24 protein-coding genes are annotated in these 24833 nt (G+C 65.6%); 10 read left to right on the top strand and 14 right to left on the bottom strand.

Going from position 1 to position 24833, the window contains the following annotated elements; translation table 11 throughout:
* The first annotated feature begins 188 nt into the window (after positions 1-188).
* On the top strand, positions 189-737 hold the full coding sequence (locus tag APZ21_RS21255; protein WP_054815035.1) for a TetR/AcrR family transcriptional regulator: 549 nt from the start codon (positions 189-191) through the stop codon (positions 735-737).
* Positions 738-990: 253 nt separating this feature from the next.
* On the opposite strand, the gene APZ21_RS21250 is transcribed toward APZ21_RS21255, so the two are convergent.
* From APZ21_RS21250 to APZ21_RS21240, 3 genes are all read right to left on the bottom strand, one after another.
* Positions 991-1182 (bottom strand): ferredoxin, encoded by a 192-nt coding sequence (locus APZ21_RS21250; RefSeq protein WP_054815034.1) that lies wholly within the window; start codon positions 1180-1182, stop codon positions 991-993.
* Positions 1183-1211: 29 nt separating this feature from the next.
* Positions 1212-2678 carry an aldehyde dehydrogenase family protein gene (locus APZ21_RS21245; RefSeq protein WP_054815033.1) on the bottom strand — a complete coding sequence of 489 codons (1467 nt, stop codon included), beginning with the start codon at positions 2676-2678 and terminating at the stop codon, positions 1212-1214.
* Between the two features lie 177 nt (positions 2679-2855).
* A complete protein-coding gene (locus APZ21_RS21240; protein ID WP_054815032.1) occupies positions 2856-3602 on the bottom strand; it encodes an enoyl-CoA hydratase/isomerase family protein in 747 nt (248 codons plus the stop codon).
* 196 nt (positions 3603-3798) lie between these two features.
* Between APZ21_RS21240 and APZ21_RS21235 the strand changes: the two genes are divergently transcribed.
* Complete coding sequence (locus APZ21_RS21235) at positions 3799-5292, top strand: class I adenylate-forming enzyme family protein (protein WP_054815031.1); 1494 nt, start codon at positions 3799-3801, stop codon at positions 5290-5292.
* Between the two features lie 73 nt (positions 5293-5365).
* A complete protein-coding gene (locus tag APZ21_RS21230) occupies positions 5366-5659 on the top strand; it encodes a hypothetical protein (RefSeq protein WP_054815153.1) in 294 nt (97 codons plus the stop codon).
* Between the two features lie 69 nt (positions 5660-5728).
* On the opposite strand, the gene APZ21_RS21225 is transcribed toward APZ21_RS21230, so the two are convergent.
* Complete coding sequence (locus APZ21_RS21225; protein WP_054815030.1) at positions 5729-6934, bottom strand: CaiB/BaiF CoA transferase family protein; 1206 nt, start codon at positions 6932-6934, stop codon at positions 5729-5731.
* 2 nt (positions 6935-6936) lie between these two features.
* Complete coding sequence (locus APZ21_RS21220) at positions 6937-8073, bottom strand: DUF7065 domain-containing protein (RefSeq protein WP_054815029.1); 1137 nt, start codon at positions 8071-8073, stop codon at positions 6937-6939.
* An 85-nt stretch (positions 8074-8158) separates the two neighbouring features.
* On the opposite strand from APZ21_RS21220, the gene APZ21_RS21215 reads away from it, so the two are divergent.
* On the top strand, positions 8159-9409 hold the full coding sequence (locus APZ21_RS21215; protein WP_054815028.1) for an FAS1-like dehydratase domain-containing protein: 1251 nt from the start codon (positions 8159-8161) through the stop codon (positions 9407-9409).
* A gap of 95 nt (positions 9410-9504) precedes the next feature.
* On the opposite strand, the gene APZ21_RS21210 is transcribed toward APZ21_RS21215, so the two are convergent.
* From APZ21_RS21210 to APZ21_RS21190, 5 genes are all read right to left on the bottom strand, one after another.
* On the bottom strand, positions 9505-10587 hold the full coding sequence (locus tag APZ21_RS21210; RefSeq protein ID WP_054815027.1) for a CaiB/BaiF CoA transferase family protein: 1083 nt from the start codon (positions 10585-10587) through the stop codon (positions 9505-9507).
* Positions 10584-11663: a spirocyclase AveC family protein gene (locus APZ21_RS21205; protein ID WP_156371243.1), complete on the bottom strand. Its 1080-nt coding sequence runs from the start codon at positions 11661-11663 to the stop codon at positions 10584-10586. Before APZ21_RS21205 ends, APZ21_RS21210 begins: the two co-directional genes overlap by 4 nt.
* Complete coding sequence (locus APZ21_RS21200; RefSeq protein WP_156371242.1) at positions 11660-12616, bottom strand: acyl-CoA thioesterase; 957 nt, start codon at positions 12614-12616, stop codon at positions 11660-11662. The genes APZ21_RS21205 and APZ21_RS21200 overlap by 4 nt, the downstream gene beginning before the upstream one ends.
* Before the next feature lie 41 nt (positions 12617-12657).
* Positions 12658-13815, bottom strand: coding sequence for a thiolase family protein (locus APZ21_RS21195; protein WP_054815025.1), 1158 nt, complete (start codon positions 13813-13815; stop codon positions 12658-12660).
* 63 nt (positions 13816-13878) lie between these two features.
* Positions 13879-14736 (bottom strand): mycofactocin-coupled SDR family oxidoreductase, encoded by an 858-nt coding sequence (locus tag APZ21_RS21190; RefSeq protein WP_054815024.1) that lies wholly within the window; start codon positions 14734-14736, stop codon positions 13879-13881.
* A gap of 209 nt (positions 14737-14945) precedes the next feature.
* Between APZ21_RS21190 and APZ21_RS21185 the strand changes: the two genes are divergently transcribed.
* The 5 genes from APZ21_RS21185 (at position 14946) to APZ21_RS21165 (ending at position 19519) form a co-directional block, all read left to right on the top strand.
* Positions 14946-15215: a hypothetical protein gene (locus APZ21_RS21185; protein ID WP_054815023.1), complete on the top strand. Its 270-nt coding sequence runs from the start codon at positions 14946-14948 to the stop codon at positions 15213-15215.
* The gene (locus APZ21_RS21180) at positions 15212-16246 is read left to right on the top strand and encodes an enoyl-CoA hydratase/isomerase family protein (protein WP_204249133.1); all 1035 of its coding nucleotides are present in this window, start codon (positions 15212-15214) and stop codon (positions 16244-16246) included. Before APZ21_RS21185 ends, APZ21_RS21180 begins: the two co-directional genes overlap by 4 nt.
* 151 nt (positions 16247-16397) lie before the next feature.
* The gene (locus APZ21_RS21175; RefSeq protein WP_054815022.1) at positions 16398-17543 is read left to right on the top strand and encodes a thiolase family protein; all 1146 of its coding nucleotides are present in this window, start codon (positions 16398-16400) and stop codon (positions 17541-17543) included.
* Between the two features lie 3 nt (positions 17544-17546).
* On the top strand, positions 17547-18695 hold the full coding sequence (locus APZ21_RS21170; protein ID WP_054815021.1) for an acyl-CoA dehydrogenase family protein: 1149 nt from the start codon (positions 17547-17549) through the stop codon (positions 18693-18695).
* Between the two features lie 56 nt (positions 18696-18751).
* Positions 18752-19519 (top strand): SDR family NAD(P)-dependent oxidoreductase, encoded by a 768-nt coding sequence (locus APZ21_RS21165; RefSeq protein WP_054815020.1) that lies wholly within the window; start codon positions 18752-18754, stop codon positions 19517-19519.
* Between the two features lie 134 nt (positions 19520-19653).
* On the opposite strand, the gene APZ21_RS21160 is transcribed toward APZ21_RS21165, so the two are convergent.
* From APZ21_RS21160 to APZ21_RS21145, 4 genes are all read right to left on the bottom strand, one after another.
* Entirely contained in the window at positions 19654-20868 is a 1215-nt protein-coding gene (locus APZ21_RS21160; RefSeq protein WP_054815019.1) for a thiolase family protein, read from the bottom strand.
* On the bottom strand, positions 20868-21287 hold the full coding sequence (locus APZ21_RS21155; RefSeq protein ID WP_054815018.1) for a Zn-ribbon domain-containing OB-fold protein: 420 nt from the start codon (positions 21285-21287) through the stop codon (positions 20868-20870). The genes APZ21_RS21160 and APZ21_RS21155 overlap by 1 nt, the downstream gene beginning before the upstream one ends.
* 14 nt (positions 21288-21301) lie before the next feature.
* Positions 21302-22864, bottom strand: a complete 1563-nt coding sequence (locus APZ21_RS21150; protein WP_054815017.1) for an AMP-binding protein — start codon at positions 22862-22864, stop codon at positions 21302-21304.
* Positions 22865-22953: 89 nt separating this feature from the next.
* Positions 22954-23961 carry an enoyl-CoA hydratase/isomerase family protein gene (locus tag APZ21_RS21145; protein ID WP_307587851.1) on the bottom strand — a complete coding sequence of 336 codons (1008 nt, stop codon included), beginning with the start codon at positions 23959-23961 and terminating at the stop codon, positions 22954-22956.
* On the opposite strand from APZ21_RS21145, the gene APZ21_RS21140 reads away from it, so the two are divergent.
* Positions 23896-24801 (top strand): SDR family oxidoreductase, encoded by a 906-nt coding sequence (locus tag APZ21_RS21140; protein WP_054815150.1) that lies wholly within the window; start codon positions 23896-23898, stop codon positions 24799-24801. The two genes, APZ21_RS21145 and APZ21_RS21140, sit on opposite strands and share 66 nt — an antisense overlap.
* Positions 24802-24833 lie beyond the last annotated feature (32 nt).

Genomic DNA, 24833 nt, shown 5'->3' with positions numbered 1-24833 from the left:
CCGGATTCCCGTGCCCAGTGCCATTGGTCACGGAATCCGGCACTGCGGCGAATCAATCGTGTGGTGGACGGTCGCATCCACACCCCCCAGCACAGTACGGAGCAGCCACACGGGTAGTCCGTGCCGACTGTGGTAGTCGACCGTATCCCGCCCAGCCGAGGGGTGGCGGCAACCGGAATAATGGACCGATGGCGACGATCAAGTACACGACGGCCGACTACTTCGACCGGGCTATGGAAGTACTCGAAGAATCGGGATTTCCCGCTCTCACGGCCGCGGGCCTGTGCAGCACCATGGGGGTCACCCGCGGTTCGTTCTACCACCACTTCGAGAGTTTCGACGATTTCGTCGAGAAGTTTCTCGAGCACTGGGAAACGCGATACACCACAGAACTTATCGCTCGCTCCATCTCGACCGATTTCGCAGAGCAGATTCGGCTGCAATCGGCATTCGCCATAGGGCTTCCCCATAACGCCGAAGCGGCCTTGCGAGCGTGGGCGTCGGTTGATCCTCGAGTCGCCGATGTGCAGCGCAGAGTAGATGCTGTCCGTCACGAAGGGCTCGCCGCGTCCCTGCGCGACCACGGGACCTCGCCTGACAAAGCAGACCTCTACGCCACCATCGCACTCACTACGCTCGTCGGCATGCAGGTCACCACGCGGCCGTTCGAGCCGGCAAAGCTCGAGAAAGTCTATGAGGAACTCGCGACCGCCCTGATAACGAGCTCGAGACTCTGATATTCCGTGTGCCGCGTTATCGGTCACGGACGCGCATACCCAGAGCCCGATTCGGTATCACCGCAGGGTTTCTCGGCATCGCCCACTGCCGACTCGCCTCCTCGACCGAGCCGAACTCGGCCGGGCTCACCTTGTCGGTCGACACCGGGCCGAAGACCATCTACATCGGGAACATGGCAGAAGCCCGTCATCACGGCGATTCGACGGCGCACGGTTGTGTGGAAGTGGTGAACTCCCACAGAACCGAGTACGGCTATTCGATGATGGTGATCGCCTGTTCGGGGCACGCCTCGGCCCCTTCGATCGCCAGATGGTGCAATTCCTCCGGCACCTCGACGCCGTTCATCGCGTTGTATCCGTCGTCATCGACGTCGTAGAATTCCGATGCCACCGCGAAACAGCGCCCATGTGCACTGCATTTGTTCAGATCGACAACGACTTTCACTGTCCGAGTTCCTTCTCGAGGTGGTGCGGCTAACCTGCGGGCCACTGAATGGTTTTGTGCTGCAAGAACTCCGACAAGCCATGCTCGCCGAATTCCCGGCCGAGGCCGCTGTGCTTGTAGCCGCCGAACGGTCCGTGCGGGCTCAAACCGCCGCCACCGCCGTTGACGACCACCATGCCGGTGCGGATCTGCTTGGCAACCGCGTAGGCGCGCAGCGGGTCGGCCGACCAGACTCCGCCCGCCAGACCGTAGACGCTGTCGTTGGCGAGGCGAACGGCGTCGGCGTCGTCATCGAACGGAATCACCACTGCGACCGGGCCGAAGAACTCGCTGTGCGCGATCTTCATCGAGTTGTCTACTCCGACGAACAGGGTGGGCTCGAGGAAGTAGCCCTTGTCCAGGCCCGCCGGGCGGCCGCCGCCGTAGGCGAGTTGCGCACCTTCGTCGAGACCGGCGCGGATCAGCGCTTCCACGCGCTCACGTTGCACCTCGCGGATCAGCGGACCCATCGCGACGCTCGGGTCCGCCGGGTCGCCGACCTTGATGTAGTCGAGGGCTCCCTTGACTCTGGCGACGAGTTCATCGTGAAGCGAACGGTGCACCAGGATCCGGGTCATCAGCGCGCAGCCCTGACCGGCGTGAGTGACGAAACCGGAGAGCACGCTCTCCATCACCAAGTCGAGGTTGGTGTCCTCTAGCAGTATGTTGGCGGACTTGCCTCCGAGCTCGAGTACGACCTTCTTGAAGGTGCCGGTGCTCTGCTCGTAAACCTTGCGCCCCACCGTATCCGAGCCGGTGAAGCTGACCATGTCGACATCGGGATGGCGGGTGAGCGCTTCGCCCGCGTCTGCATCGCCGGTGATTATGTTCAGCACTCCGCCGGGCAGGCCGACCGCCTCGGCGACCTCGCCGAGTACCAGCGCCTCGAACGGCGTGTACGGGGAGCATTTGAGGACGACGGTGCAGCCCGCTGCCAGTGCGGGTCCGACCTTGAACAGATTCAGGAACAACGGGAAGTTGAAGGCGGTGATCAGCGCGGCCACGCCGAAGGGTTCGCGCACGACGATTCCCTGGCCGATACCGCGGCCGAAGGTCGGCAGCATCGCGGTTTCGAAGTCGAACTTGGGCAAGACCCGGGTGGCCAGGTCGGCCAGGTGATCGATCGGTGCGCCGACCTGCAAGAACTCGGCGAGCATGCGGGTCGAGCCGGCCTCGGCAATGCTCAGTTCGACCAATTCGGGCCGCCTCCGCTGCAATTCGGCGGCCATCTCGGCCAGAATCTCGGCGCGCTCGGCCGGGGTCATCCTCGGCCACGGGCCCGAGTCGAACGCCGTGCGCGCCGCCGCTACCGCGTGCTCGACGTCGGCGGGCGTGGCCTGCGGCACGTACCCGATCGGCTCCTCCGTCGCGGGATTGACGACGGTGATCTGTTCCGTGCCTTGTCCCCCGACCCACTCGCCGTCGATGAACAGTTGCCCGAATCGCGCTTCGCCCATGCCTCCGTGCCTTCCATTAGAGTAACGGTTATATTATTTACCGGTTATCCCTCGATGCACAAGGGAAGGCGAGGGTGGTATGCGGGTCGATGGCTACAGATGTCGGTCACCACGCTCTCCATGTGAAGAAGCTGAGAGCGAGAACATGGTTGTGGGTGGCGCTGTTCGAAGCTCGGGCTAGCTGTTCTGCCAGACCGGGTTTCGCTTCTCGGCGAACGCCTTGGGTCCCTCTCTGCCATCGTGTGACTGCCGTACTCGCTGGTTCTCCGAGTTCGTCAACGACCAGCGCTCGCTTTCGCCCGCCCAGGTGTTCTCGGTCGCGCCGTAGGCGATACGTTTGCTCGCGGCGACGGCGGTCGGAGAGTTGCGGCACACCGTTTCGGCCAGGGCGAGTGCGGCCTCGAGCGCTTGCCCGTCCGGGACGACTTCGTTGATCAGGCCGTGGTGCATCGCTGTCGCCGCGTCGATGGGCAGGCCGGTCATCAACATGTGCATTCCCACCTTGCGCGGCAGCTGATCGATCACACGGAACGCTCCGCCCGCGGCCGCGATGATGCCCCGGCTTGTTTCCGGCAGCCCGAATTTCGCGCTCTCCGTGGCCACGGCGAGGTCTGCGGCCAGCACCAGTTCCAGTCCGCCGCCGAAGGCGACACCGTTCACCGCCGCGATAGTGGGTTTGCTGATGTAATGGTTGGCCCAGGCGCCGAAGCTCCAGTGTTCCCGGCCTTCCTGATACAGCGACTCGCCGCGGGCGATCGCCTTGAGGTCCGCTCCGGCGCAGAAGGCGCGCTCGCCCGTGCCGGTCAGGATCACGGCCCAGACGCTCGCGTCGCCGTCGGCCTGCTCCAGTGCCGAGCCGATGATCTCCGCCGAACCGCGATCGAGTGCGTTACGCGCCTCGGGCCGGTCGATGGTGATCACCATCGTGTGATCGTGCCGCTCGACCCGGATGGGTGGGGTGCTCACAGACCCTCCAGTTAGTCACATGAGTTAGCTATTTCCTCTAGATCAAACACCGGAACGCCTGTCCGCGGCAACCCCACACTGCTAGCATTAGAGATAAATCAGTAAGTTCATTCTACTTGTTCGAGGGCGTAGGGCCCTGCTGCGGAGGAGAACCGTGAGCCTCACTCTCATATTGGAGATGGCCGAGTCCGGACTCGGGGATCGGGTCGCCTTCGGTGGTCGGGCCGGGGGACTGACTTATCGGAAAATCGCTGACCGGGTCGCCCGTGCGTCCGGCGTAATCGCCGATCACGACCCTTCGCATGTCGTGTACCTCGGCGGCAACGGCCCAGCCTTCCCGCAGTTGCTGTTCTCGGCCGCGGCGGCCGGAGTTCCGTTCGTTCCGATGAACTATCGCTTCAGCGACGATGTATTGGCGGATCTGCTATCGGAATTCGAGCGGCCGCTGATGATCGTGGAGAGCAGGCATGAGGGACGCGCCGGGAGCGGCGGTCCGATCCTGTCGGTCGAGCAGTTCATCGAGCGGGCCGACGCGCACGAGCCGGTCGCGCCTGTCGTGGTGCCCGACGAAGCCCCGGTCGTACTCATCTACACCAGTGGAACCACCTCCCGGCCCAAGGCCGTGCCGCTGCGGCAGGAGAATCTACTGTCATATGTGATGTCGACCGTGGAGTTCGCGTCGGCGGATACGGACGAGACGGCACTGGTTTCCGTGCCGCCGTACCACGTGGCCGCGCTCGGCTCCGCCTTGACGAACTTCTACAGCGGTCGGCGGGTGGTGTACCTGCCGGACTTCGACGCCCGCGCCTGGCTGAACATGGTGAACGAGGAATCGGTGACCTTCGCGATGGTGGTGCCGACAATGCTCGCACGCATCGTCGATCTGCTCGACGGCGAACTCGCCGATGCGCCCGCCCTGCGCATGATCTCCTACGGCGGAGCCCGGATGCCGCGTCCGGTGCTGGCCAAGGCGCTGCGGGCATTCCCCGGCGTGGGGTTCTGCAACGCGTACGGGCTTACCGAGACCAGTTCGACGCTGGCGCTGCTCGGGCCCGATGACCACCGTGTCGCGCTGGAATCCGATGATCCGGTGGTTCGGGAGCGGCTCGGTAGTGTCGGTCGTCCGGTACCGGGAATCGAAATCCAGGTGCGTGACGACCGAGGGAATGTCGTGAGTGCCGGGGTTGTCGGCGAGTTGTATGTGCGCGGCAGCCAGGTCTCGGGCGAATACGTCGGCAAGGGGTCGGCATTGGACGTCGACGGTTGGTTCCCCACTCGCGACAGGGCTTGGATCGATGAGGAGGGCTACCTCTTCATCGGCGGACGCGCCGACGACACGATAATTCGCGGCGGTGAGAACATCGCTCCGGCCGAGATAGAGGACGTGCTGTTCTCCCATCCCGGTGTCCGCGATGTCGCGGTGATCGGCTTGCCGGACGAGGAATGGGGACAGAAGTTGGTCGCGGTAGTCGTGCCCGAACCCGAGAAGTCACCCGATGTCGAGGAATTGCGCGGCTACGTGCGCTCGAAACTGCGCGGCTCGCGGACACCCGACGAGATCGTGTGGGAGGAGGTGCTGCCCACCACGCCAACGGGGAAGGTGCTGCGCCGCGCCCTGGTCGACAAGTACGCGAAGGCGTCGTCGTGACGAAACATGACTGTATGGAGCCATCGACCGAACGTGGAGAGAGAAGGACGGAAGCGTGGAATTGAAGCCGGGTATGCGATTGCGCAGTCAGGTGTGTGGCACCGAGGTGATCATCGTGCGCAAGCCGACGGAGCCGGTCGAGCTGACCTGCGGTGGGGCGGCGCTGATCGGGCTCACCGACGAGGTGCGGCCGGGGCTGTCCGTGGCAGAGGGGCTCGGCACCGGTAATCAGCTGGGAAAGCGCTATACCGCCCAACGAGTCACCAGCCTCGAGGTGCTGGTGACCAAGGCGGGGGAGGGCACCTTGGGCGACGGCACCGAGCCACTGGTCCTCAAGGACGCCAAACCGCTGCCTTCCAGCGACTGAGGCAGCAGAGAAGGCGGGCCCCGCCGGGCCCGCCTTCTCTCGCGTGGTGGTCAGTTCGGTGGCACGAACTCAGCCCAGAGCGCCGCTGGCGCGGAATTCGGCGATCTGGTCCCAGTCCATGCCCGCGTCCAACAGGATCTCCTCGGTGTGTTGGCCGAGTTCGGGCGCCGGACCGCGGGGAACGGTGAATTCGCCGTCGAACTGATAGGGGGGAGAAACCACCTTGAACGTGCTGCCGTCATTGGCGACCACCTCGGGAAGGTAGCCGTTGGCCAGCACCTGCGGGTTGCGATGGATCTCGGCGAAGGTGGCGCTGGAAGCCCATACGCCGTGGAATTCGGCCAGCGCCTGTTCCCATTCGGCCATTGTGCGGGTGGCGAAGACGGCGTCGAGTTCGGCCACGCAGGCCGCGCGGTTGACGTACCGCTTGCCCGCGTCGACGAATCGCTCGTCGCAGGCCAAGTCCTCGCGCCCGATCAAGACGCACAGTTCGCCCCAGAACCGATCCGATTGCAGACATACGAGGTTGAGCCAGCGGTCGTCCTTGGTGCGGTACAGGTTGACGATCGGGTTGGCGGCTTGACGCCGGTTCTGTCGGGGCAGCTCGCCGATGTCGGGACCGGCGGCCAGATCGGGGCTCATCGCCCACATGCCGGTGTTGAGCAGCGAGACATCGACAGTCCCGCCCTGGCCGCTGCGTTCCCGACGGAACAGCGCCATCGCGACCGCGCCCGCGATCGTGTTCGAACCCTGCAGGTCGTAGAACGCGGCGGGCTGCATCACCGGGTCCTCGGCGCCGGGCGGGGTGAGTTTGTAGAGTGTGCCCGCCGCCGACCAGGCCGCCGCCGAGTCGAACCCGCCGACGTCGGTCATCGGGCCCTTGCTGCCCCAGCCCGACCCCCGCACATAGATCAATCGGGGATTCTCGGCGGCGATGTCGTCGGCGTCGATATTGAGTCTGCTACGAAGTTCGGGCAGATAGCTGGTGAGGAACACATCGGCGTCGGCGACCAAGCGGCGAAGGACGGTTTGGCCGTCGGCCGTGGTGAGGTCAAGGGTGATGCTGCGCTTGCCCCGGTTGGGCACCTCGAGGAATGGGTTGGGTGCGGAGGTGTCGGTGTTCAGCGCGTTGCGCAGCGCGCGCTGGGGGTCACCGGTCGGCGGTTCCACCTTGATGACGTCGGCGCCGAGGTCGGCCATGATCGCCCCCGCGCCGGGGACGAACGTCCACGCGGCAACCTCGATTACCCGTACTCCTTCGAATGGGCCACCCATCGTCATGCCTCCTTGTCCTGCGCGCCGTCGGCCGACGCTGTCACATCCTGCTCGTCGCGACGGGTCGCGCGTAGGGCGTTGAGCATCTTGACGAAATGCCCTCGCTTCCATCCGTCCTGATCTTCACCCCAGCCGATCCGGTTCTCGAATTCCCAGCGCATCAGCGCGTTGCTGCCCGCGCCGCCTTCACACATATGACTGACCGCGAACCCTTCGGCTTGCATCGTGCGACCGGTGAGATCGGTCAGCTCGACCTGCATATGGCCGCTCCAGCCGGTCTCGGGATCGCGAAAGTTGCGCATCTTGCTGGCGGTCTTGTCCAGGCGTTCGAATATGCCGTTCTTGAGCAGCCAACCGTGGTTGAGCGGCGACCAGCCCGCGGCATCGCCGTCCTGGGGGCGGGCGAATCCGAGAAATCCGGTCTGCGCGCCCGCGTGCCCGAAGATGTACTGCACGCGGCCGCGGCCGCGTTCGCGTTCGATCTGGCGCCACAGCGGCCCGCCAGGGTCGGACACCCGGTGGTTGCCCGCCAGGTATTGGGGCTTCTTGCTCTGGCCGTGGTGTCCGCCGCGTGGGCCCCAGGTGCGATCTCGGATGGAGTAGCAGTCGATCGCAATGGTCTCGCCCCGCAGCACCAGTTCTCCGGTGATGTGTCCGAGCTGGTCCATGTGCGGGCTGTGCATAGCGGGCGGCTCACCGGGGGTGAAGCGGCGCGGTGGGTGAACGCTGTTGTGCTGCAAGGCGATCGAGAAGTTCGCGGCGGGGTCGAGATAGGTGATCTCGTAATCCATCAGCGGCCGCACCCGCTTCACGCTGAACCCTTTGTCGGGGAATGTGATGTCACGCAAGTCGGGATCGGGCGGCATCGGGGCGTCCACCGCGCTGCGGTAATAGGCGACGCGCCCCAGATCGGCGCCGCTGGGGTCCCAGGCGAAGATTCGCCAGGTCACAGTGCCGCGGTTCGCATGGTAGGCGGCATGGAGCCAACCGCCGATCCTGCGTTCGGGAACATTGAAGGACCACCACGTCGTCTCCGTCCAATACGGATCGTCGGTCAGCGGCTGATGATAGGTGTCATCTTCCGCGGTGAACGGCGTGTCGGCGGTGATCGTTTCGCTGGGAGCTGAGACTTCGGCCACTCCACGAATCTAGCATATGGTTAACTTATTTATAAGATAATCGGTGGAGTCGACAGCGTAATCGGCTCGCGAGGAGTGTGTATCCATGACAACAACGAGTCCCACCGGTTTCGGAGTCCTGACCGATGCGGCGATCGAGCGTTCGAAGCTGCGTAACGGCATTGCGGAACGTATACCGGCCGAGCCGCACAACTACGAGGTGACCTGGGACGGCATTCGTCACTTCGCGCAGTCCTATGGTGACGACAATCCGCTCTACAACGACCCGGAATACGGCAAGGGAACCCGGTGGGCGGGGATGGTGGCGCCGCCCGCTTTCCATTACACGATGGGTGAGTGTCATGCGCCCGCGCCGGATGCGGCGACCAAGGAGTTGCTGCGGGGCGACCCGTTCGCCGGACTCGGCTCCTACCAGGCCGCGATGGAATTCGAGTGGTGGCGTCCGCTCCGGTTGGGCGAGCGCCAGCGTTGTCTGCGCTCGCAGGTCGGTGTGATCGCCAAGAAGAGTGCGTTCGGTGGCCGCTCGGCCCACGTGACGCGCGCGTTCATCTATACCGGCACCGACGGGTTCCCTACCGCTATTCGCCGGGGCACGTGGGTCAATACCGAGCGCCACGCCACACGTGAGCGGAAGAAGGAAGTGCTGCGGCAAGATCCGTACACCGACGAACAACTCGCGGAGATCGACGCGGCCTACGCCGCGGAGACTCCGCGCGGTGCGCGACCGCGCTACTGGGAGGATGTGCGCGTCGGTGACGATCTCCCGGTCCGGGTCAAAGGCCCGCTGGTCACGACCGACATCGTGGTCTGGCACCTGGGCTGGGGCATGCAGCTCACCCCTTCGGGAGCCTTCCGTATAGCGCACGCGGTGCGCGCTAAGGCGCCCGGTCTGTACCCGCGCAACGCGCTGAACGTGCCCGATACCGTGCAACGCCTGCACTGGGAACCCGAGCGCGCCCATGAGCTCGGCCTGCCGACATCCTACGACTACGGCGCGATGCGCGAGACCTGGTTCACCCACTTGCTCACGGACTGGATCGGTGACGACGGTTGGCTGTGGAAGTTGTCGGTTCAGCACCGCGGCTTCAACTACATCGGCGACACTTCCTGGCTCGGTGGCAAGGTCGTCGACAAATACGAGGTCGACGGCCGCAGCGCGGTCGACTTGGAACTCACCTGCGTCAACCAGCGCGGAGGGGTGACCTCGCCCGCTACCGCCACGGTGCTGTTGCCCACTCGTGCCCGTGCGGTGGAACTGCCCGATCCGCCCGCGTCGACCCAGGACGAGTTGCTGGCCTGGGATATCGCCCGGCTGGCGAACAGGACGAGTGAGTAGTCGGCCTCGACGCCGTCGCGGCCATGTAGGTGAGCCCGAACAAGAAGGGTGCGTGCCGTATGGCACGCACCCCTTCCCGCGGTGTCGGCCGAATGTCAGTCGCCGCACCAATCACGCAGTACCGCTTCGGTATCCGAGCCCGGTGCCACCGGATCGCGGGCCGGCTCGTTGGGCGCGGTCGACAACCGCGGCGCGACGGCCGAGATGAGATGGCCCGCGCGCATGGTCAGACTGCCACGGGCGGCGATCTGGGGATGTTCGGCCGCCTCGGCGAAGTTCAGCACCGGCGCGACACAGGCGTCGGTGCCGTGGAAGGCGCGGGTCCACATCTCGCGGGTGCGTTCGCGGAACCGGGCGGCCAGCGCCGCACGCAGTTGCGGCCAGGTCTCCCGATCGTTCTGCGGTGGCAGTCCTGACAGTTCGAGCACGCGCAGCAGTTCCGCGTAGAACTTCGGCTCGATCGCTCCGACAGCCATCCACCCGCCGTCGGAGGTTTCGTACACGTCGTAATACGGTGCGCCGGTGTCCAAGAGGTTGGTGCCACGGCCGTCGGACCACTCACCATCGGCCCGCAAGCCGAGGATGAACGAGGCGAGCGAGACCGTGCCGTCGATGATCGCCGCATCGACCACCGTGCCCGCACCGGTGCGTTGGCGTTGCCAGAGCCCGGCGAGAATGCCGGTGAGCAGGAACATGCTGCCGCCCGCGAAATCACCCAGGAGGTTCAACGGCACCTGCGGTGGACCATCGGCGCGGCCGATCGCGTCGAGCACGCCGGTGACGGCGATGTATCCGATATCGTGGCCCGCTGTGCCCGCGAGCGGCCCGTCCTGGCCCCAACCGGTCATCCGGCCGTAGACCAGTCCGGGGTTTCTGGCCTGGCAGTGCTCTGGTCCGATGCCGAGCCGTTCGGCGACGCCGGGGCGGTACGGCTCGATGAGCACATCGGCGCGCTCGACCAGTCGCAGCAGCGTTTCGACGTCGCCGGACTGCTTGAGGTCCAGCGTGATACCGCGCCTGCCGCGCGCTACCACGGTATCGGCCCGGCGGGGTTGTTGCCCCGGCCGCTCTACCAGGACGACCTCGGCGCCGAGGTCGGCCAGCAGCATTCCGCAGTAGCGGCTCGGGCCGATGCCGGACAGTTCGATTACGCGAATTCCTCGCAACGGCAATGTCATCGGGATTCCATGTCATCGGTTTCGGGTGGACAGGTCTTGGCATAGAGCCCATTCGGGTCGTAGACGTGCGTGTCCTGATAGGGCCACGGGCAGGCCACGGCGGTCGCCGCCCCGGATAGCCGGACCATAGCGAAGCCGCCGGTGTAGAGCGCCGTGGCCAACCCGATCACCGCGAACGACACCGCGAATTCGCGCAGGATCGGTCGGTTGCTCATTCCGCGCCAGCGGGTGGCGATGGTGTTTCCGTCCGCGTCCTCGTAGACCGTGAGAGCGGCGATGCCGAACAACAGCAAGCACAGCAGCGGCTCCCAGAGCGCGTTGGACTGCCAGGTCGTGCCAGAACGGTACGCGGCGGTGGCGATCTGGGAATAGGTGATGATCTCGAGCCTGGTGGCCAGGTAGGCCTGGATCGAATCGAAGGCGAACGCGAGCGTGCCGGACAACAGGAATACCGACAGCATCGGCCTGCGAGCGAAGAACGAATCAGGTCCGCGGCGGTTCATCAGTCGGCTGTGCAGCCAGAGCCCGGGAACCACCGAGCTCACGAAGAACATGGCGTAGCCGGGAAGGGTGGACAGCGGCTGGACCGTTGGCAAGATACGGTACAGCGGCCAGGTCTCCGGCACATGCCACAGCCGCGGGTCATAGGCGGTGTAGGCACTCCAGCTGATCAGCGGATCGAAGATCGGGGCGACGAGAGTGGCCACGATCAGCATCACCAGCATCGGCTGGAACCGGCGCTCGGTCCACGACCGCCACGCGTACCAGCCGTACATGGCCAGAGCGGTGAGGAATACCCAGATATCCGCGATCAACGGCAGATTGGTGATTCCCATGAATGGCTCGTTGGCATAGACGCCGGTGCCGACAACGTGGCCGGGACGGGGCGGGTGGGCCGCGATGCGGTCACCCGGCCCCCGGACCGCCGTCGTCAATAGGATGACGGTCAATGCCAGCCAGACCGTGGCCACGATACCGATGACGACCTTGCGGCGCGTCGATATTCCTGTTCCGTATCGCTTGGTCGAGCCGAGTCGTCCGATCGCCGCTCGATCACCGGAAGTCGTCGATCTCAACGCCCGTCCTGACCGGGTTGGATATTCCTCCGTGGCTGTGCTTCCGTGCTGAGCCGGCGCTGTGCGAGGTGCGAGCGACTCGGCCGTGCGGGCGGAGTCGAGTCCGCGGCCTGCGGCGTCGCGGGCAGATGTTCGGACTTCGGCCGAATCTTGAACAGTGATTCCTGAGCCATACTGGCGACCAGGGTTCCGTAACGGTCGTAGACGCGGCCGGTGTACATTCCGCGGCCACCGGATGTGGATTCGGGCCGCAAGTCCATCAGTAGCCAGTCGTCGACCCGCACGGGGCGGTGTAGCCACAGGGAGTGATCGAGACTGGGCAGCACACCCACGTACTCGACCAGCGGGGCTTTGGACAGTCCCGTGCACATATCCGAAAGGAAGGTCAGCCCGCAGGCATGCGAATTCGGGTCGTCACCGAGCGGTTCGCGGAGCCGTACCCAGATCCTGGTCGGCCAGCGGTGCCAGGGTTCGGGGTCGGTGGGCACCCGGGCATCGACGTCGAGCATCCGTTTGTCGAGCGTGAACGAGGGCAGTTGCTCGGGGGCTTCGGCCTCGGGCGCGACCGCGGCCTGGTAGTCGGGCCCGTCCTTCGGCAGCTGGAATGACGCCGACAAATGCAGCACCGTCTTGTCTCGTTGCGAGGCGACCACGCGGCGGGTGGAGTACCGCCTGCCGTCCCGGTCACGCTCGACCCTGAGCGTCACCGGCGCCGTCGCGTCGCCGGGAACGAGGAAATAGCTGTGTAAAGAGTGCACGAGCCGATCCGGGGGCACGGTGTTGACCGCCGCTTGCAGCGCTTGGGCGGCCAGCTGCCCGCCGTAGAGCCCACGCCGGTCGTGCGCGCCGGTGGGTGCGGTTACGAAGGCGTTCGGTGAGACCGATCGCAGATCCAATACTTGCGCGACGGTCGTCGGGAACGGTTCGCTCGAGGTCGCGGTGGCTTCCGTCACGATTGCGTCTCCGGGTTCTCTGGTTCCACTGTCGGGTACCGCTACAGGAGTTCCAGGATCGTCGCGTTCGCCATACCGCCGCCCTCGCACATCGTCTGGAGGCCGTATCGGATTCCCTCCCGCCGCATCCGGTGAACCATCGTCGTCATCAGCCGCGCACCCGAGCCGCCGAGCGGGTGGCCGAGCGCGATCGCGCCGCCATCGGGGTTGGTGAGCTTCTCGGCGGCGTTGGTCTCGGCCAGCCAGGCCAGCACGACCGACGCGAATGCCTCATTCACCTCGAATGTTCCGATGTCCGACAGGGATAGGCCGCCGCGCCGCAATGCTTCGGCCGTAGCCGGGATCGGTCCGGTCAGCATGGTGACCGGGTCGTCACCGACCACCACGGCGGTGTGGATGCGCGCCCACGGTGTCAAGCCGAGCGCGGCGGCCTGCTCGGAGGTGGTGATCAGCAGCGCGGCGGCGCCATCGCTGATCTGGGACGAAGTACCGGCCGTGATGAGTCCGTCCTCGCGAAACGCGGGCCGCAGCCGGCCCAGCTTCTCGAGCGTGGTGTCGCGGCGCACGCCCCCGTCGGTATCCACTTGGGTGCCTTCGGGTAGTTGGATCGGGATTATCTCCTCGACGAACGCCCCGGCGTCGATCGCGGCGGCCGCCCGCTGATGCGATGCCAGCGCGAGTTCGTCGAGTCGATCGCGCGATAGCGACCACCGTCGCGCGATCATCTCCGCGCCGACCCCCTGGTCGAACCGGGAGACCCCGTAGCGGGCGCGTACGACGTCGGTCATCGGTTCGCCGACATCGACACCGCGCGAGGCGCCCATCGGTACCCGACTCATCATCTCGACACCGCCGGCGACCGCGAGGTCGTACTGGCCGGAGATCACGCCGGCCGCCGCGAAGTGCACGGCCTGCTGTGATGATCCGCACTGGCGGTCGACGGTGGTGGCAGGCACGGATTCGGGCCAGCCCGCGGCCAGCACGGCGTTGCGTCCGATGTTGCCGGTCTGCTCCCCGACCTGGCCGACGCAACCCCAGACGACGTCATCCACGACAGCCGGGTCGATGCCGGTCCGGGCGGCCAGCGCGGTGAGAGTGGCGGCCGAAGCGACAGCCGAGTGAACCCCGGCCAGTGCCCCGTTGCGGCGGCCGACAGGGGTACGTACGGCGCCGACGATAACGGCGTCTCGAGTTGTCATTGTGTAGCTTTCCTCTGTTCTCGGTGACGGATCGGATGACCGCGGGCGATCGACGCGGTGTGCTCAGCCGATGTTCGGCGACGCCTTCGCGATGGCACCGGCGTCGACCTTGAGCTGCATGCCGGTGATGTAGCGGGATTCGTCCGAGGCCAGGAAGACGACAGCGTTGCTCACGTCGCTCGGATCGACCCACGGCAGCGGCATCGCGTGCAAGGCAGGGAAGGCCAGCGCGGCGTCGTCGCGCGTCGGCTCCGCCATATCGGGACGGAACATCCGGTACATGCTGTCGTTGTGCAGCATGTCGGTGTCGACGTTGGACGGATGGATGGCGTTGACGCGGATGCCACGTGGGGCCAGTTGCACGGACAGGTCACGCACGAGCTGCGCGATGGCCCGCTTCGAGTAGCCGTAGCCTGCGCCACCGGGGCCCGAGGCCGGGTTGTCGACCGCACCGGAGAGGAGTCCGGCGACCGAGCCGATGCCGATCAACGATGCGCCGTCGCCGATGTGCGGGTAGGCGGCGGCGAATGTGTTGATCGCACCGACCAAGTTGACCTCGACCACTTCGAGGAACGTCTGCGGCGGGGTCTGGCCGAGCGGGCAGATCCCCGCGTTGGCGACGACGACATCGAGGCGGCCGAACCGGGCGACGCCTTCGGCGAGGACGGCTTCGAGGGCGGCGCGATCGCGTACGTCGGCGGCATGGAGCACGGCGTCGCGTCCGACTTCCTTGATGAGGCGGGCGGTTTCGTCCAGGTCCTCCTGGGTCGCCATCGGGTAGGTGAGGTTGTCCATCGGCTGCGGTACGTCGACACCGATGATGTCGGCGCCCTCCTTGGCCATGCTCAGTGCGTGGCTGCGGCCTTGACCGCGGCCGACGCCGGTGATGAACACGACTTTGCCATCGAGACGGCCGGTCATGGGTGCTCCTAGCTTCCGTGCGCCCGAGGTCGGGCGTCAATCAGTTAACTATTTTCTATAATTAAACACCATGCATCGGTGAACCGATAGCCTTCCGCCGCATTGCGGGCCCGTTGACCCGTTCGGACTAATTAGTTATCTTATTTACCCAATGGAAGGTGCTGGGTGTGATTCGCCCAGTCGTCAGTCAGGGGTTGTCGGTGCGAAGGATGACAATCGCGGTGGTGGCCGTGGAGCAGGGCCTCAAGGCCCGTCTCGCGCCGTCCGCGGCGATGGCTGCTCGAGCCGCGATCGGATCCGGCGGTGTTGCCGGCCTCGGCGAGTCGATGTCGTTCGACAAGGACGGGCAGATCGCGGGCGGCCTCGGCGCCGGCAACTGCGTATACGTGCCTCGTTCGAAGGGTGGCGCGTTCGTGGTCGAACCAGGCTTCGACCCGGTGTGCGGCACCATCGTTCCCGGGGTGGAGGTCGATCCGTGATATCGGTCGGCGAGATGGCTCGCGGACTCGCCTTCGATCCGGAGTTGGACGGCGAGGGGGTGCCCACTCGTCCGTTGGTCATCCTCGATCTGACCGAGGAGGCGAGTGCGGCGCAGGTCGCCGCCGCGGCCCGGTTACTGCGTGACTGTCCGGCGGTGACGATCGGGGTCGCCGGGACCGGCGTCGCCGGACCCGTGGGCGATCTGGTGGACGACCTCGATCTCACCCTGATCGAGTCGGTGGACACTCCCGCGTACCGGCCGTTGGTCGCGGTGCCCGATGTGGTCGAGGCAGTCGACGCGGTCGCCGACTCGGTCAACCGGAATCCGATGGCGGCGCTCACCTTCGCGCACGTGTTGCGCGCGACCGCGCGCCTCGACGTGCGCAACGGTTTGCACGCCGAGGCGGCGGCGTACTCGATGCTGCTGTCCGGCCGAGAGATCGGCGCCTGGGTGCGGGCGCGGGGGCCGCGCGTGATCCCGGACGGCGGAGTTGATCGGGTGCGCGTCCGCCGCGACGCCCAAGTGCTGCACATCGAACTGAACCGGCCTTCGCGACGCAACGCGATGGATGGGCTCCTTCGAGAGCAATTGGTCGAGGCATTGGAGATCGCGGTCGCCGATCCCGCGTTGACCGTGGAACTCGCTGGGTCCGGGCCGGTCTTCTGCGCCGGTGGTGATATCGCGGAATTCGGTACGGCCATCGACTATGCGGCCGCGTATTTCGTTCGCCTGCAACGTCATCCGGGATGGCTCCTGTATCGCCTGCGCGACCGGGCGAAAGTTCGCGTCCATGGTGCGTGCGTCGGCGCGGGCCTCGAGATTCCCGCATTCGCCGGCCAGGTGAGTTCAGCTCCCGGCACCGTGTTCAGCCTGCCCGAGGTGGGGATGGGACTGATCCCGGGCGCGGGCGGCACGGTGAGTATCACTCGCAGGATCGGCCGGTGGCGTACCGCCTGGCTTGGATTGACGGGCACCGGAATCGATGCCGCCACCGCACGGGACTGGGGCCTTGTCGACGAGATCGCCTGATGTGCAAGGTGTCTCGCTCTGGCACCGTGGCGGCCGCGACACTCGGTGAGCGGTCTCACTCGGTCTCGACAGTGCTTATTATCCTAACTAATAGTTAAAAGAGTTACCTTTATACTGGTTGCTGTGTACGTGCCGTAGGAGCTGAGGAAGTATGCGTGATGTGGTAATTGTCGACGCGGTGCGGAGTCCGATCGGTAGACGCGGCAAGGCTTTGGCGGACGTGCACGCGGTGGACCTGTCCGCCGAAGTACTCGGCGCGCTGGTCACACGGAACGGGCTGGATCCGGGACTCATCGATGATGTGATCTGGGGATGTGTCACCCAGATCGGTGATCAGTCGAGCAATATCGCGCGGTTCGCCGTGCTGGCGGCGGGATGGCCGGAATCGATCCCCGGTGTCACGGTCAACCGCGCCTGCGGGTCGAGCCAGCAGGCCCTGGACTTCGCGGCGCACGCCGTCGGCGGCGGTGCGTACGACCTGGTCGTGGCAGGCGGTGTCGAGACGATGAGCCGGGTGCCGCTCGGAGCGGCTCGAAAGACCGGATTTCCTTATGGCCCGCGGGTTTCCGAGCGATACGACAACTTCTCGTTCAACCAGGGGCTCAGCGCCGAGGCGATCGCGCGCGGATGGGGGTTGGGTCGCGAGGATGTCGATGCGTTTGCGGCCCGATCCCACGAACTGGCGGCGGCGGCGATCGACGGCGGAGCCTTCGCCGATCAGATCGTGCCGATCGAGACGGCCGCGGGGCCGTTCACGGTGGACGAGGGAGTGCGACGCGGCACAAGCGTGGCGAGTCTGGCCGGGCTGAAGCCCTCCTTCACCGCGAACGGCCTGGTGCACGCGGGCAATTCGTCGCAGATCTCCGATGGCGCGGCGGCGCTGCTGGTCACCACGAGTGAGCGGGCGATCGAACTGGGACTGACCCCGCTGGCTCGCTACCACACCGGTGTCGCCTGTGGGGCCGATCCGGTTCTCATGCTGACCGCACCGATCCCGGCCACCGAGAAGTTGTTGCGGAAGGCGGATGTCGGCATCGACGAGATCGGCGTATTCGAGGTGAACGAGGCATTCGCCGTGGTACCGATGGCCTGCCAGCGTGAACTCGGCATCGACGAGGCCAAGCTCAACCCGCTCGGCGGTGCGATCGCGGTCGGTCACCCGCTGGGGGCATCGGGGGCGATCCTGATGACTCGCATGCTCTATCACATGCGTGACAAGGGATTGCGGTACGGATTGCAGACGATGTGCGAGGGCGGCGGCACCGCCAACGCGACACTTGTCGAGCTGGTGGGGTAGACGGTGCGCAGGACACTGTTCGATGAGACCCACGAGGAATTCCGCGCGAATCTGCGCCGATTCCTCGAGCGCAAAGTCGTTCCCGAGTATCTCGGATGGCTCGCCGCGGGCGCGGTTCCGCGTAGCTTCTTCACCGAGATCGCCGCGCTCGGCGTTCAGGGCATGGCGATCGAGCCGGAGTACGGCGGCGTCGGGATCCGCGACTATCGCTACAACCAGATCGTGCAGGAGGAGGCGGCGCGTGCCGGGGTGACGCTGGGAACGCTGCGTACCCAACTCGACGTCATAGCGCCCTATTTCTTGGAGTACAGCAATCCCGAGCAGCGTGCGCGTTGGCTTCCCGGCATCGCCTCCGGTGAGCTGCTCACCGCGATCGCCATGACCGAACCGGGCACCGGTTCGGATCTGGCCGGTGTGCGGACCACCGCCGTGCGCGAGGGGGACCACTACGTGATCAACGGCGCCAAGACTTTCATCACCGGCGGCGGTCTTGCCGACCTGGTGATCGTGCTCGCGCGCACCAGCACCGATCCCGTCAACCGCCGGGCCGGGCTTTCGCTGATCGTCGTGGAGGCGGGTACTCCGGGGTTCGACAAGGGCCGCCGACTCGACAAGCTCGGGCTGCACGTGCAGGACACCGTCGAGCTGACATTCACCGACGTGCGGGTGCCGGTGGCGAACCTGCTCGGCGAGCGGGACGCCGGATTCTCCTACCTCGGTCACAACCTGGCGCAGGAACGGCTCGCCATCGCCGTCGGCGCGGTCGCCCAGGCCCGTGCCGCGGTCGATCTCACCATCGACTACGTGCGCGAACGCACCGTATTCGGGACCCGGGTCGCCGAATTCCAGAACACCAAATTCGAGTTGGCGGCCGTTAGCGCGGAAGTCGAAGCGGCGCAGGCGATGATCGACCACGCTGTCATCGAACTGGTAGCGGGGGAGCTCGATTCGGCGGATGCGGCCAGAACCAAATTGTTCTGCACCGAGATGCAGGGCCGAGCCATCGACCGTTGCCTGCAATTGTTCGGCGGCTACGGCTACATCACCGAACTGCCCATCGCCCGGCTCTACGCCGACGCACGAGTTTCGCGGATCTATGGCGGCACCAGCGAGGTCATGAAATCGATCATCGCCAAGTCTCTCGGGCTGTGACTCGACTCGAGCGAGTCATCGCGTCGGACAACGAAAACACATGAGGAGAATGCACCGTGCGGATAGACGGAATCTCAGCGCTGGTGACCGGAGCGTCCTCCGGTCTCGGCCACGCCACTGCCACCCGGCTGGTCGAACTTGGCGCATCGGTCGTCCTCGTCGATCTGCCCGGCTCCGCGGGTGCGACGGTGGCCGAGGAACTCGGCGAGCGCGCCCGGTTCGTCCCGGCGGACATCACCGATACCGACGCGGTGAACGCGGCGCTCGACGCCGCGACGCAAGCAGGCCCGCTGCGCGCGGTCGTGCACTGCGCGGGCAGGGGCGGCGATCGGCTGCGCATCATCGACGCGGACAAACGACCCGCCGATATCGACACTTTCACCGAGGTGATCCGGGTCAACCTGATCGGCACCTACAACGTATTGCGGCTCTCGGCGGCGCGCATGGCACTGAACGAACTGCTCGGCGGCGACCGCGGCGCGATCGTGATGACCTCTTCGGTCGCCGCCTTCGACGGCCAGATCGGCCAGACGTCCTACACTGCCGCGAAGGCAGGCGTGCACGGCATCACGCTGGTCGCGGCGCGCGATCTGGCCTCCTCGCAGATCCGCGTGAATACCATCGCCCCCGGCACCTTCGACACCGCGATGCTCGCGCGGCTTCGTCCTGATATCCGGGAGGGTCTGGCCGCCGCCATTCCGCATCCCAAGCGACTGGGTGATCCGGCCGACTTCGCGCATATGGCCGTCAGCTTGATCGAGAACCCGTTCGTCAACGGCGAGACCATCCGACTCGACGGGGCGATACGGATGGCCCCCCGCTGACGCGTCTCACCGTGCCGTAGCCGGGTTCCGAGATGAAAGCGGCACTGGCGCAGCGTGGTCCGGGTCCGTACGAGAAACACAGGTGGGGTTCACCCTGACGGTGAACCCCACCTGTGTTCGGGTATATCGGTGGCTCAGACCGGGATGGCGGCCTTCTCCAGAATGTGTACGCCGCAGGCGGATCCGAGACCGATCACATGGGCGAGACCCACCTTCGCGCCCTCGATCTGACGTTCGCCCGCTTCGCCCCGCAGATGGTGCGCGATCTCCCAGACGTTGGCGATACCGGTTGCCGCGATCGGGTGGCCCTTCGACTCGAGGCCACCGGAAACGTTCACCGGGGTCGATCCGTCACGCCAGGTGGCGCCGGACTCGAAGAAGTCGATGGCATTGCCGGGCTCGCACAGGCCGAGGTTGTCGTAATGCACCAATTCGGCGGTGGCGAAGCAGTCGTGCAGTTCCACCAGGTCAAGGTCCGATGGCGAGACACCGGCCTGTTCGTAGGCCTTCTGTGCCGCCGCCCGAGTGAGGGTATTGACGTTCGGCAACACCTGGCAGGCATCTTCCCACGGGTCGGTGGTGAGCACCGAGGCCGAGATCTTCACCGCGCGCTTGCGCTGTTCGAGCGAAAGAGTCCGCAGCACTTCATCGCTGACCAGCACCGCGGCGGCGCCGCCGTCACAGTTCGCCGAGCACATCGAGCGTGTGTTCGGGTAGGCGATCATCACGTCGTTCATGATCTGCTCGAGTGACATCCGCTTGGTATAGGCAGCCAGTGGATTCAGCGTGGAGTGCGCGTGGTTCTTCTCGCTGATCTTGGCGAACAGTTCGAACGCCTTGTCATCGAAGGCGCGATTCTGGAGGTACTCCATGCCGATCTGGGCGAAGACGCCCGGCATCGACTCGGTGCCGAGCCGACCCTCCAGCGTGGCGACGGCGCCGAAGCGGCCCTTGGGCGCGTAGTGCTTGCCCCCGTTCTTCTTCGCGCCACCGCCACCGAGCAGGCCCGCGCCCGCGAGCTTCTCCACACCCACCGCGAGGCCGTAGTTCGCCTCGCCCGCCTTGATCGCCATGATCGCGGTGCGCAGCGCGGTGGCACCGGTCGCGCAGGCGTTGGCGACGTTGTAGACCGGAATCCCGGTCTGGCCGACCTGCTTCTGCAGCGCCTGACCGAAGCCGGGGGCGCCCATCAGGTTGCCCGCCGCGATCACATCGATCGCGTCCATGGTGATGTCCGCGTCGCGCAACGCGCCGAGCGTGGCCTCGGCGCCGAGATCGACGGCGTCCTTGTCCGGGTGCTTACCGAACTTGGTCATGTGGATTCCGAGGATCCAGACAGCGGCCGACATCAGATCGCTCCGTTCACAGAAGGGGTTTCGGAGGGCTCGAAACCGAAGCCGATTGCCTCGATGCCGTCGTCATCGGTGCCGACGCTGTAGGTGACCAGCCGCAACGGCATCCCGAGCCGGATAGCATCCGCCGTGGGTTCGGTGTTGACGATATTGGCGCGTACGGCCGTTCCGGCACAGTCGACAACGCCCGCGACGAACGGCACCGGAATGCCGGGCGCGGACATCGAGACAATGGTGAATGTCTTCAGGGTGCCGGTCGTCGGCACCTCCGCGGGGCTGAAGGATGTCGTGAAACACGAGGCACAGGCGTTACGGCGCTCGAAGTATCTGGCGCCACAGTTGTCGCATTCCTGGGCGATCAAACGTGGTTTGTCGTCGAGCGCGAGATAGTCGACGATCGGGACTTGATGTGACACGGTGGACGGACCTCCTAGATGTTTCGCCCGCTTGCGGACCAGTACTTTTCTCGAATCACGCGCTTGAGCAGCTTGCCTGCTTCGGTACGTGGCAAACGGTCGAATTCGATCGTTCTCGGGCTCTTGTAGTTCGCGAGCTGCGTCTGGCTGTAGCTGATCAGTTCCGCGGCGAGTGCGTCCGATGCGACGACGCCGTCCACGAGTTCCACCACGGCCTTGACCTGCTCGCCCCACTCGGGGTCGGGGATGCCGATCACCGCGACGTCACCGACGGCGGGGTGGCTCGACAGCACGCCCTCGATTTCGGCCGGATAGATGTTGACACCGCCGCTGATGATCATGTCCTTGGCGCGGTCGCGGATGAACAGATAGCCGTCGGCGTCGAGGTAGCCGATGTCGCCGATGGTGAATGCCTTACCGCGATGCACGGATTCGGTGAGTTCCGGGTCGCCGCGGTATTCGAAACCCGGTCCGTCCACCGGCTCCAGGTAGACGTTGCCGATCTCGCCCGCGGGCAGCTCGGCGCCGTTGTCATCGAGGATTTTCACCGTCATGCCGCGAACGGCCCTGCCCACGGTGCCGGGCCTTTCCAGCCATCGGTGCGGTTTGGCGATGGTTGCCGCGCCTTCCATGCCGCCGTAGGTCTCCCACAGCACCGGCCCCCACCAGTCCATCATCTCCTTCTTGACCTGGAGTGGACAGGGTGCGGCGGAGTGCACGACAGAGGACAGGCTGCTGAGGTCGTAGCGAGTGCGCACTTCCTCGGGCAGGCGCAGCATCCGCACGAACTGGGTGGGCACCATGCAGGCGGTGGTCACCGCGTGCTTCTCGATCTTCGCCAGCGCCTGTTCGGCGTCGAAGCGACCCATGATCGCCAGCGCTTGGCCGACATTGAGCGCGCCGAGGTAGAAGCCCTGACATCCACCGTGATGCATGCCCGCCGAGACCAGATGCACCCCGTCGAAGGGCAGGAAGTTGAAGGCGCGGCCGAATGAACTCATCGCATTGGCGGCAGCCGACGGTTCCATCTTCGGCGTCGCGCGGACGATGCCCTTGGGCTTGCCGGTTGTGCCGGACGAGTAGCGGATCGGTCCGCCGAGGGTGCGGTCGATCGGGGGCGTGTCGGGTCGGCCCGCGACGAGTTCGGCCTGGGTGAGAAAGCCCGGGGCGGCGTCGCCGACCGTGATCGAGGTAGTCAATGCGTCGAGCCTGCTCAGATCACCCAGCCGCTCGACGTAGTCGGGATGGGTCACCATCACCTTGGCGCCGGAGTGCTCGAGGATCGAGCCGAATTCCTCCTCCGACAATGACGGGTTCAGCGCGAGGTATCTCAGTCCGATCTCGGAGGTGGCGAGCTGCCACACGACCGCGTCGACATCGTTGGGCAGGGCGTAGGCGACGATGTCGCCCGCCTCGATCCCACGTGCGCGCAGACCGTGTGCGATACGGTGCGCCGAACCCGCCAGCTCACCGAAGGTCAGCGTTCGGCCACTGGGAGATTCGACGATGGCTGGTAGCTCGGGTCGGTCTTCCGCGATCCACCACACACCGAGGCGTTGATCCCACGGATGCTGCACGAGATTTCCCCTTTGCTGCTGTGTGTTCTCGAGGGCAATGAGTTCACAATATATCTATATAGTTAGATCAGAAAGATCAGTAAGATGATTTAGCGGAAGGTCGGCGGCTCGTTGCGTCTCGGCTTGGCCCTGCGCTCTTCGGTCGGCGCGTTACCGATGTGGGTGTAGGCCATTCCGTTCTGCAGGGCCATCGAACGGGTCATATCCATCGACTCCCAAATGGCGCGGACGGTGCCTTGAATGGCGATCGGGTTGCGCGCCGCGATCGATGCCGCGATGGCATGCGCTCGTTCGTGCAGGCGCGTCCGCTCGACGACTTCGGTCACCAGGCCCATGCGCAGGGCGGTATCGGCGGTGATCCGCTCCTCGGTGCCCATCAGCGCCCACCGCAGGACATCGCCGAGCGGGACGTTGCGCTTGAGCATGCCGATCGGCTCGAGTGCGGAGACGATGCCGCCATTCGCGTGCGGATCGAAGAACTGGGCGTCCGTCGAGCAGATGACGATGTCGGATTCGTTGAGAAAGTACTGAGCGCCGCCGGCCGCCATGCCGTGCACCGCGGTGACGACCGGCTTCCAGCATCGGTGGTGCAGTTTGGGGGAGAGGGTCACGCCGGGATCGAAGGTGTTCCATATGTTCGATCGGAAGAACCAGCCGGTGCCCGCCTTGACGTCGGCGCCGGTGCAGAAGGCGCGATCGCCGTTCGCGCGCAACACCACCGCGTGAATCTGGTCGGTGTCGCGAATTGTCCGCCACGCCCAGGAGATCTCCGCGGCCGAGCGGTCGGTGAACGAGTTCAGCGCCTCGGGTCGGTTGAGCGTGATGGTGGCGACGTGATCGTCGCCGACTTCGAACTCGATCTCTGTCAAGTCGATGCCGTCGGGTCGGTTCGCCTGGCCGTTCGCCGGGGTCTGTGGGTCGCCATCGGCTGGTTGAGGCAATCCGGGGGTAGCTTGAATCATATTAATAAGTATACTCTTACAAAGGTTGGAAACAGCACACCGAGCGAAGCGGATGCAGGAGTGGAACGCATGGGAAGTCTCGATGGACGAGTGGTGGTCATCACCGGAGCGGGGCGCGGCATCGGCCGTGAACACGCGCTGCTGTACGCCGCCGAGGGCGCCAAGGTGGTCGTCAACGACCTGGGTGGCGCTGTCGACGGTTCGGGTAACGACGTCACCGCCGCCGAACTCGTGGTCAAGGAGATCCAGGCGCTCGGTGGCGAGGCCATCGCCAATACCGACGACGTCGCCAGCTGGGACGGCGCCGAACGGCTGATCTCGAGTGCGGTCGAGCATTTCGGCGATCTGCACGTGCTGGTCAACAATGCGGGAATTCTGCGAGACCGCACCCTCGTCAACATGAGTGAGCAGGAGTGGGACGCGGTCATTCACGTCCATCTCAAGGGCCATTTCTGCCCGTTGCGCCACGCCGCCGCGTATTGGCGTGACCAGGCCAAGGCGGGTAGCGCGGTCAAGCGTTCGGTGATCAACACTTCGTCGACATCCGGCCTGTTCGGTCAGCCGGGCCAGACGAACTACGGTGCCGCCAAATCCGGCATCGCGATGATGACGATGATCGCGTCGGGCGAGCTCGCTCGCTATCACGTGCGCGTCAACGCCATCGCGCCCGCCGCCCTCACACGGCTCACCGCGGGGCTGCCCGGCGTCCCGGACCCGAACAAGGGTGAAGAGGTCGGCGCGATGGATCCGGCGAATGTATCGCCGTTCGTGGCCTATCTCGGGACCGAGGACTGCCCGATCACCGGGCGGGTGTTCTTCGTGATGGGCAATCGGGTGCAGCTGTTCCAACCGTGGTCGATCATCGACAAGATCGAAAAGCCGGGCGCCGACCGCTGGACCGTCGGGGAACTCGCGGCCGAAGCCGCCAAATTCGCCACCGTGCCGTTCGAGCTCAACCACCCGATGCGGGGCTGAGATGGTCGCACAACGCTTTCCTGTCGAGGGCG

The sequence above is a fragment of the Nocardia arizonensis genome, from assembly GCF_001310275.1.
GTDB lineage: Bacteria > Actinomycetota > Actinomycetes > Mycobacteriales > Mycobacteriaceae > Nocardia > Nocardia arizonensis.
The sequence above is the reverse complement of the archived record's forward strand: the minus strand, read 5'-3'. Positions and strand labels throughout refer to the sequence as shown.

Bases quoted from the DNA above. Each gene is read 5' to 3' on its own strand.
- APZ21_RS21255 (WP_054815035.1), top strand. From the start codon at position 189: ATGGCGACGATCAAGTACACGACGGCCGACTACTTCGACCGGGCTATG.
- APZ21_RS21245 (WP_054815033.1), bottom strand. From the start codon at position 2,678: ATGGGCGAAGCGCGATTCGGGCAACTGTTCATCGACGGCGAGTGGGTC.
- APZ21_RS21240 (WP_054815032.1), bottom strand. From the start codon at position 3,602: ATGGTGATCACCATCGACCGGCCCGAGGCGCGTAACGCACTCGATCGC.
- APZ21_RS21230 (WP_054815153.1), top strand. From the start codon at position 5,366: ATGCGATTGCGCAGTCAGGTGTGTGGCACCGAGGTGATCATCGTGCGC.
- APZ21_RS21225 (WP_054815030.1), bottom strand. From the start codon at position 6,934: ATGGGTGGCCCATTCGAAGGAGTACGGGTAATCGAGGTTGCCGCGTGG.
- APZ21_RS21215 (WP_054815028.1), top strand. From the start codon at position 8,159: ATGACAACAACGAGTCCCACCGGTTTCGGAGTCCTGACCGATGCGGCG.
- APZ21_RS21210 (WP_054815027.1), bottom strand. From the start codon at position 10,587: ATGACATTGCCGTTGCGAGGAATTCGCGTAATCGAACTGTCCGGCATC.
- APZ21_RS21195 (WP_054815025.1), bottom strand. From the start codon at position 13,815: ATGACAACTCGAGACGCCGTTATCGTCGGCGCCGTACGTACCCCTGTC.
- APZ21_RS21190 (WP_054815024.1), bottom strand. From the start codon at position 14,736: ATGACCGGCCGTCTCGATGGCAAAGTCGTGTTCATCACCGGCGTCGGC.
- APZ21_RS21185 (WP_054815023.1), top strand. From the start codon at position 14,946: ATGACAATCGCGGTGGTGGCCGTGGAGCAGGGCCTCAAGGCCCGTCTC.
- APZ21_RS21175 (WP_054815022.1), top strand. From the start codon at position 16,398: ATGCGTGATGTGGTAATTGTCGACGCGGTGCGGAGTCCGATCGGTAGA.
- APZ21_RS21160 (WP_054815019.1), bottom strand. From the start codon at position 20,868: ATGTCGGCCGCTGTCTGGATCCTCGGAATCCACATGACCAAGTTCGGT.
- APZ21_RS21140 (WP_054815150.1), top strand. From the start codon at position 23,896: ATGGGAAGTCTCGATGGACGAGTGGTGGTCATCACCGGAGCGGGGCGC.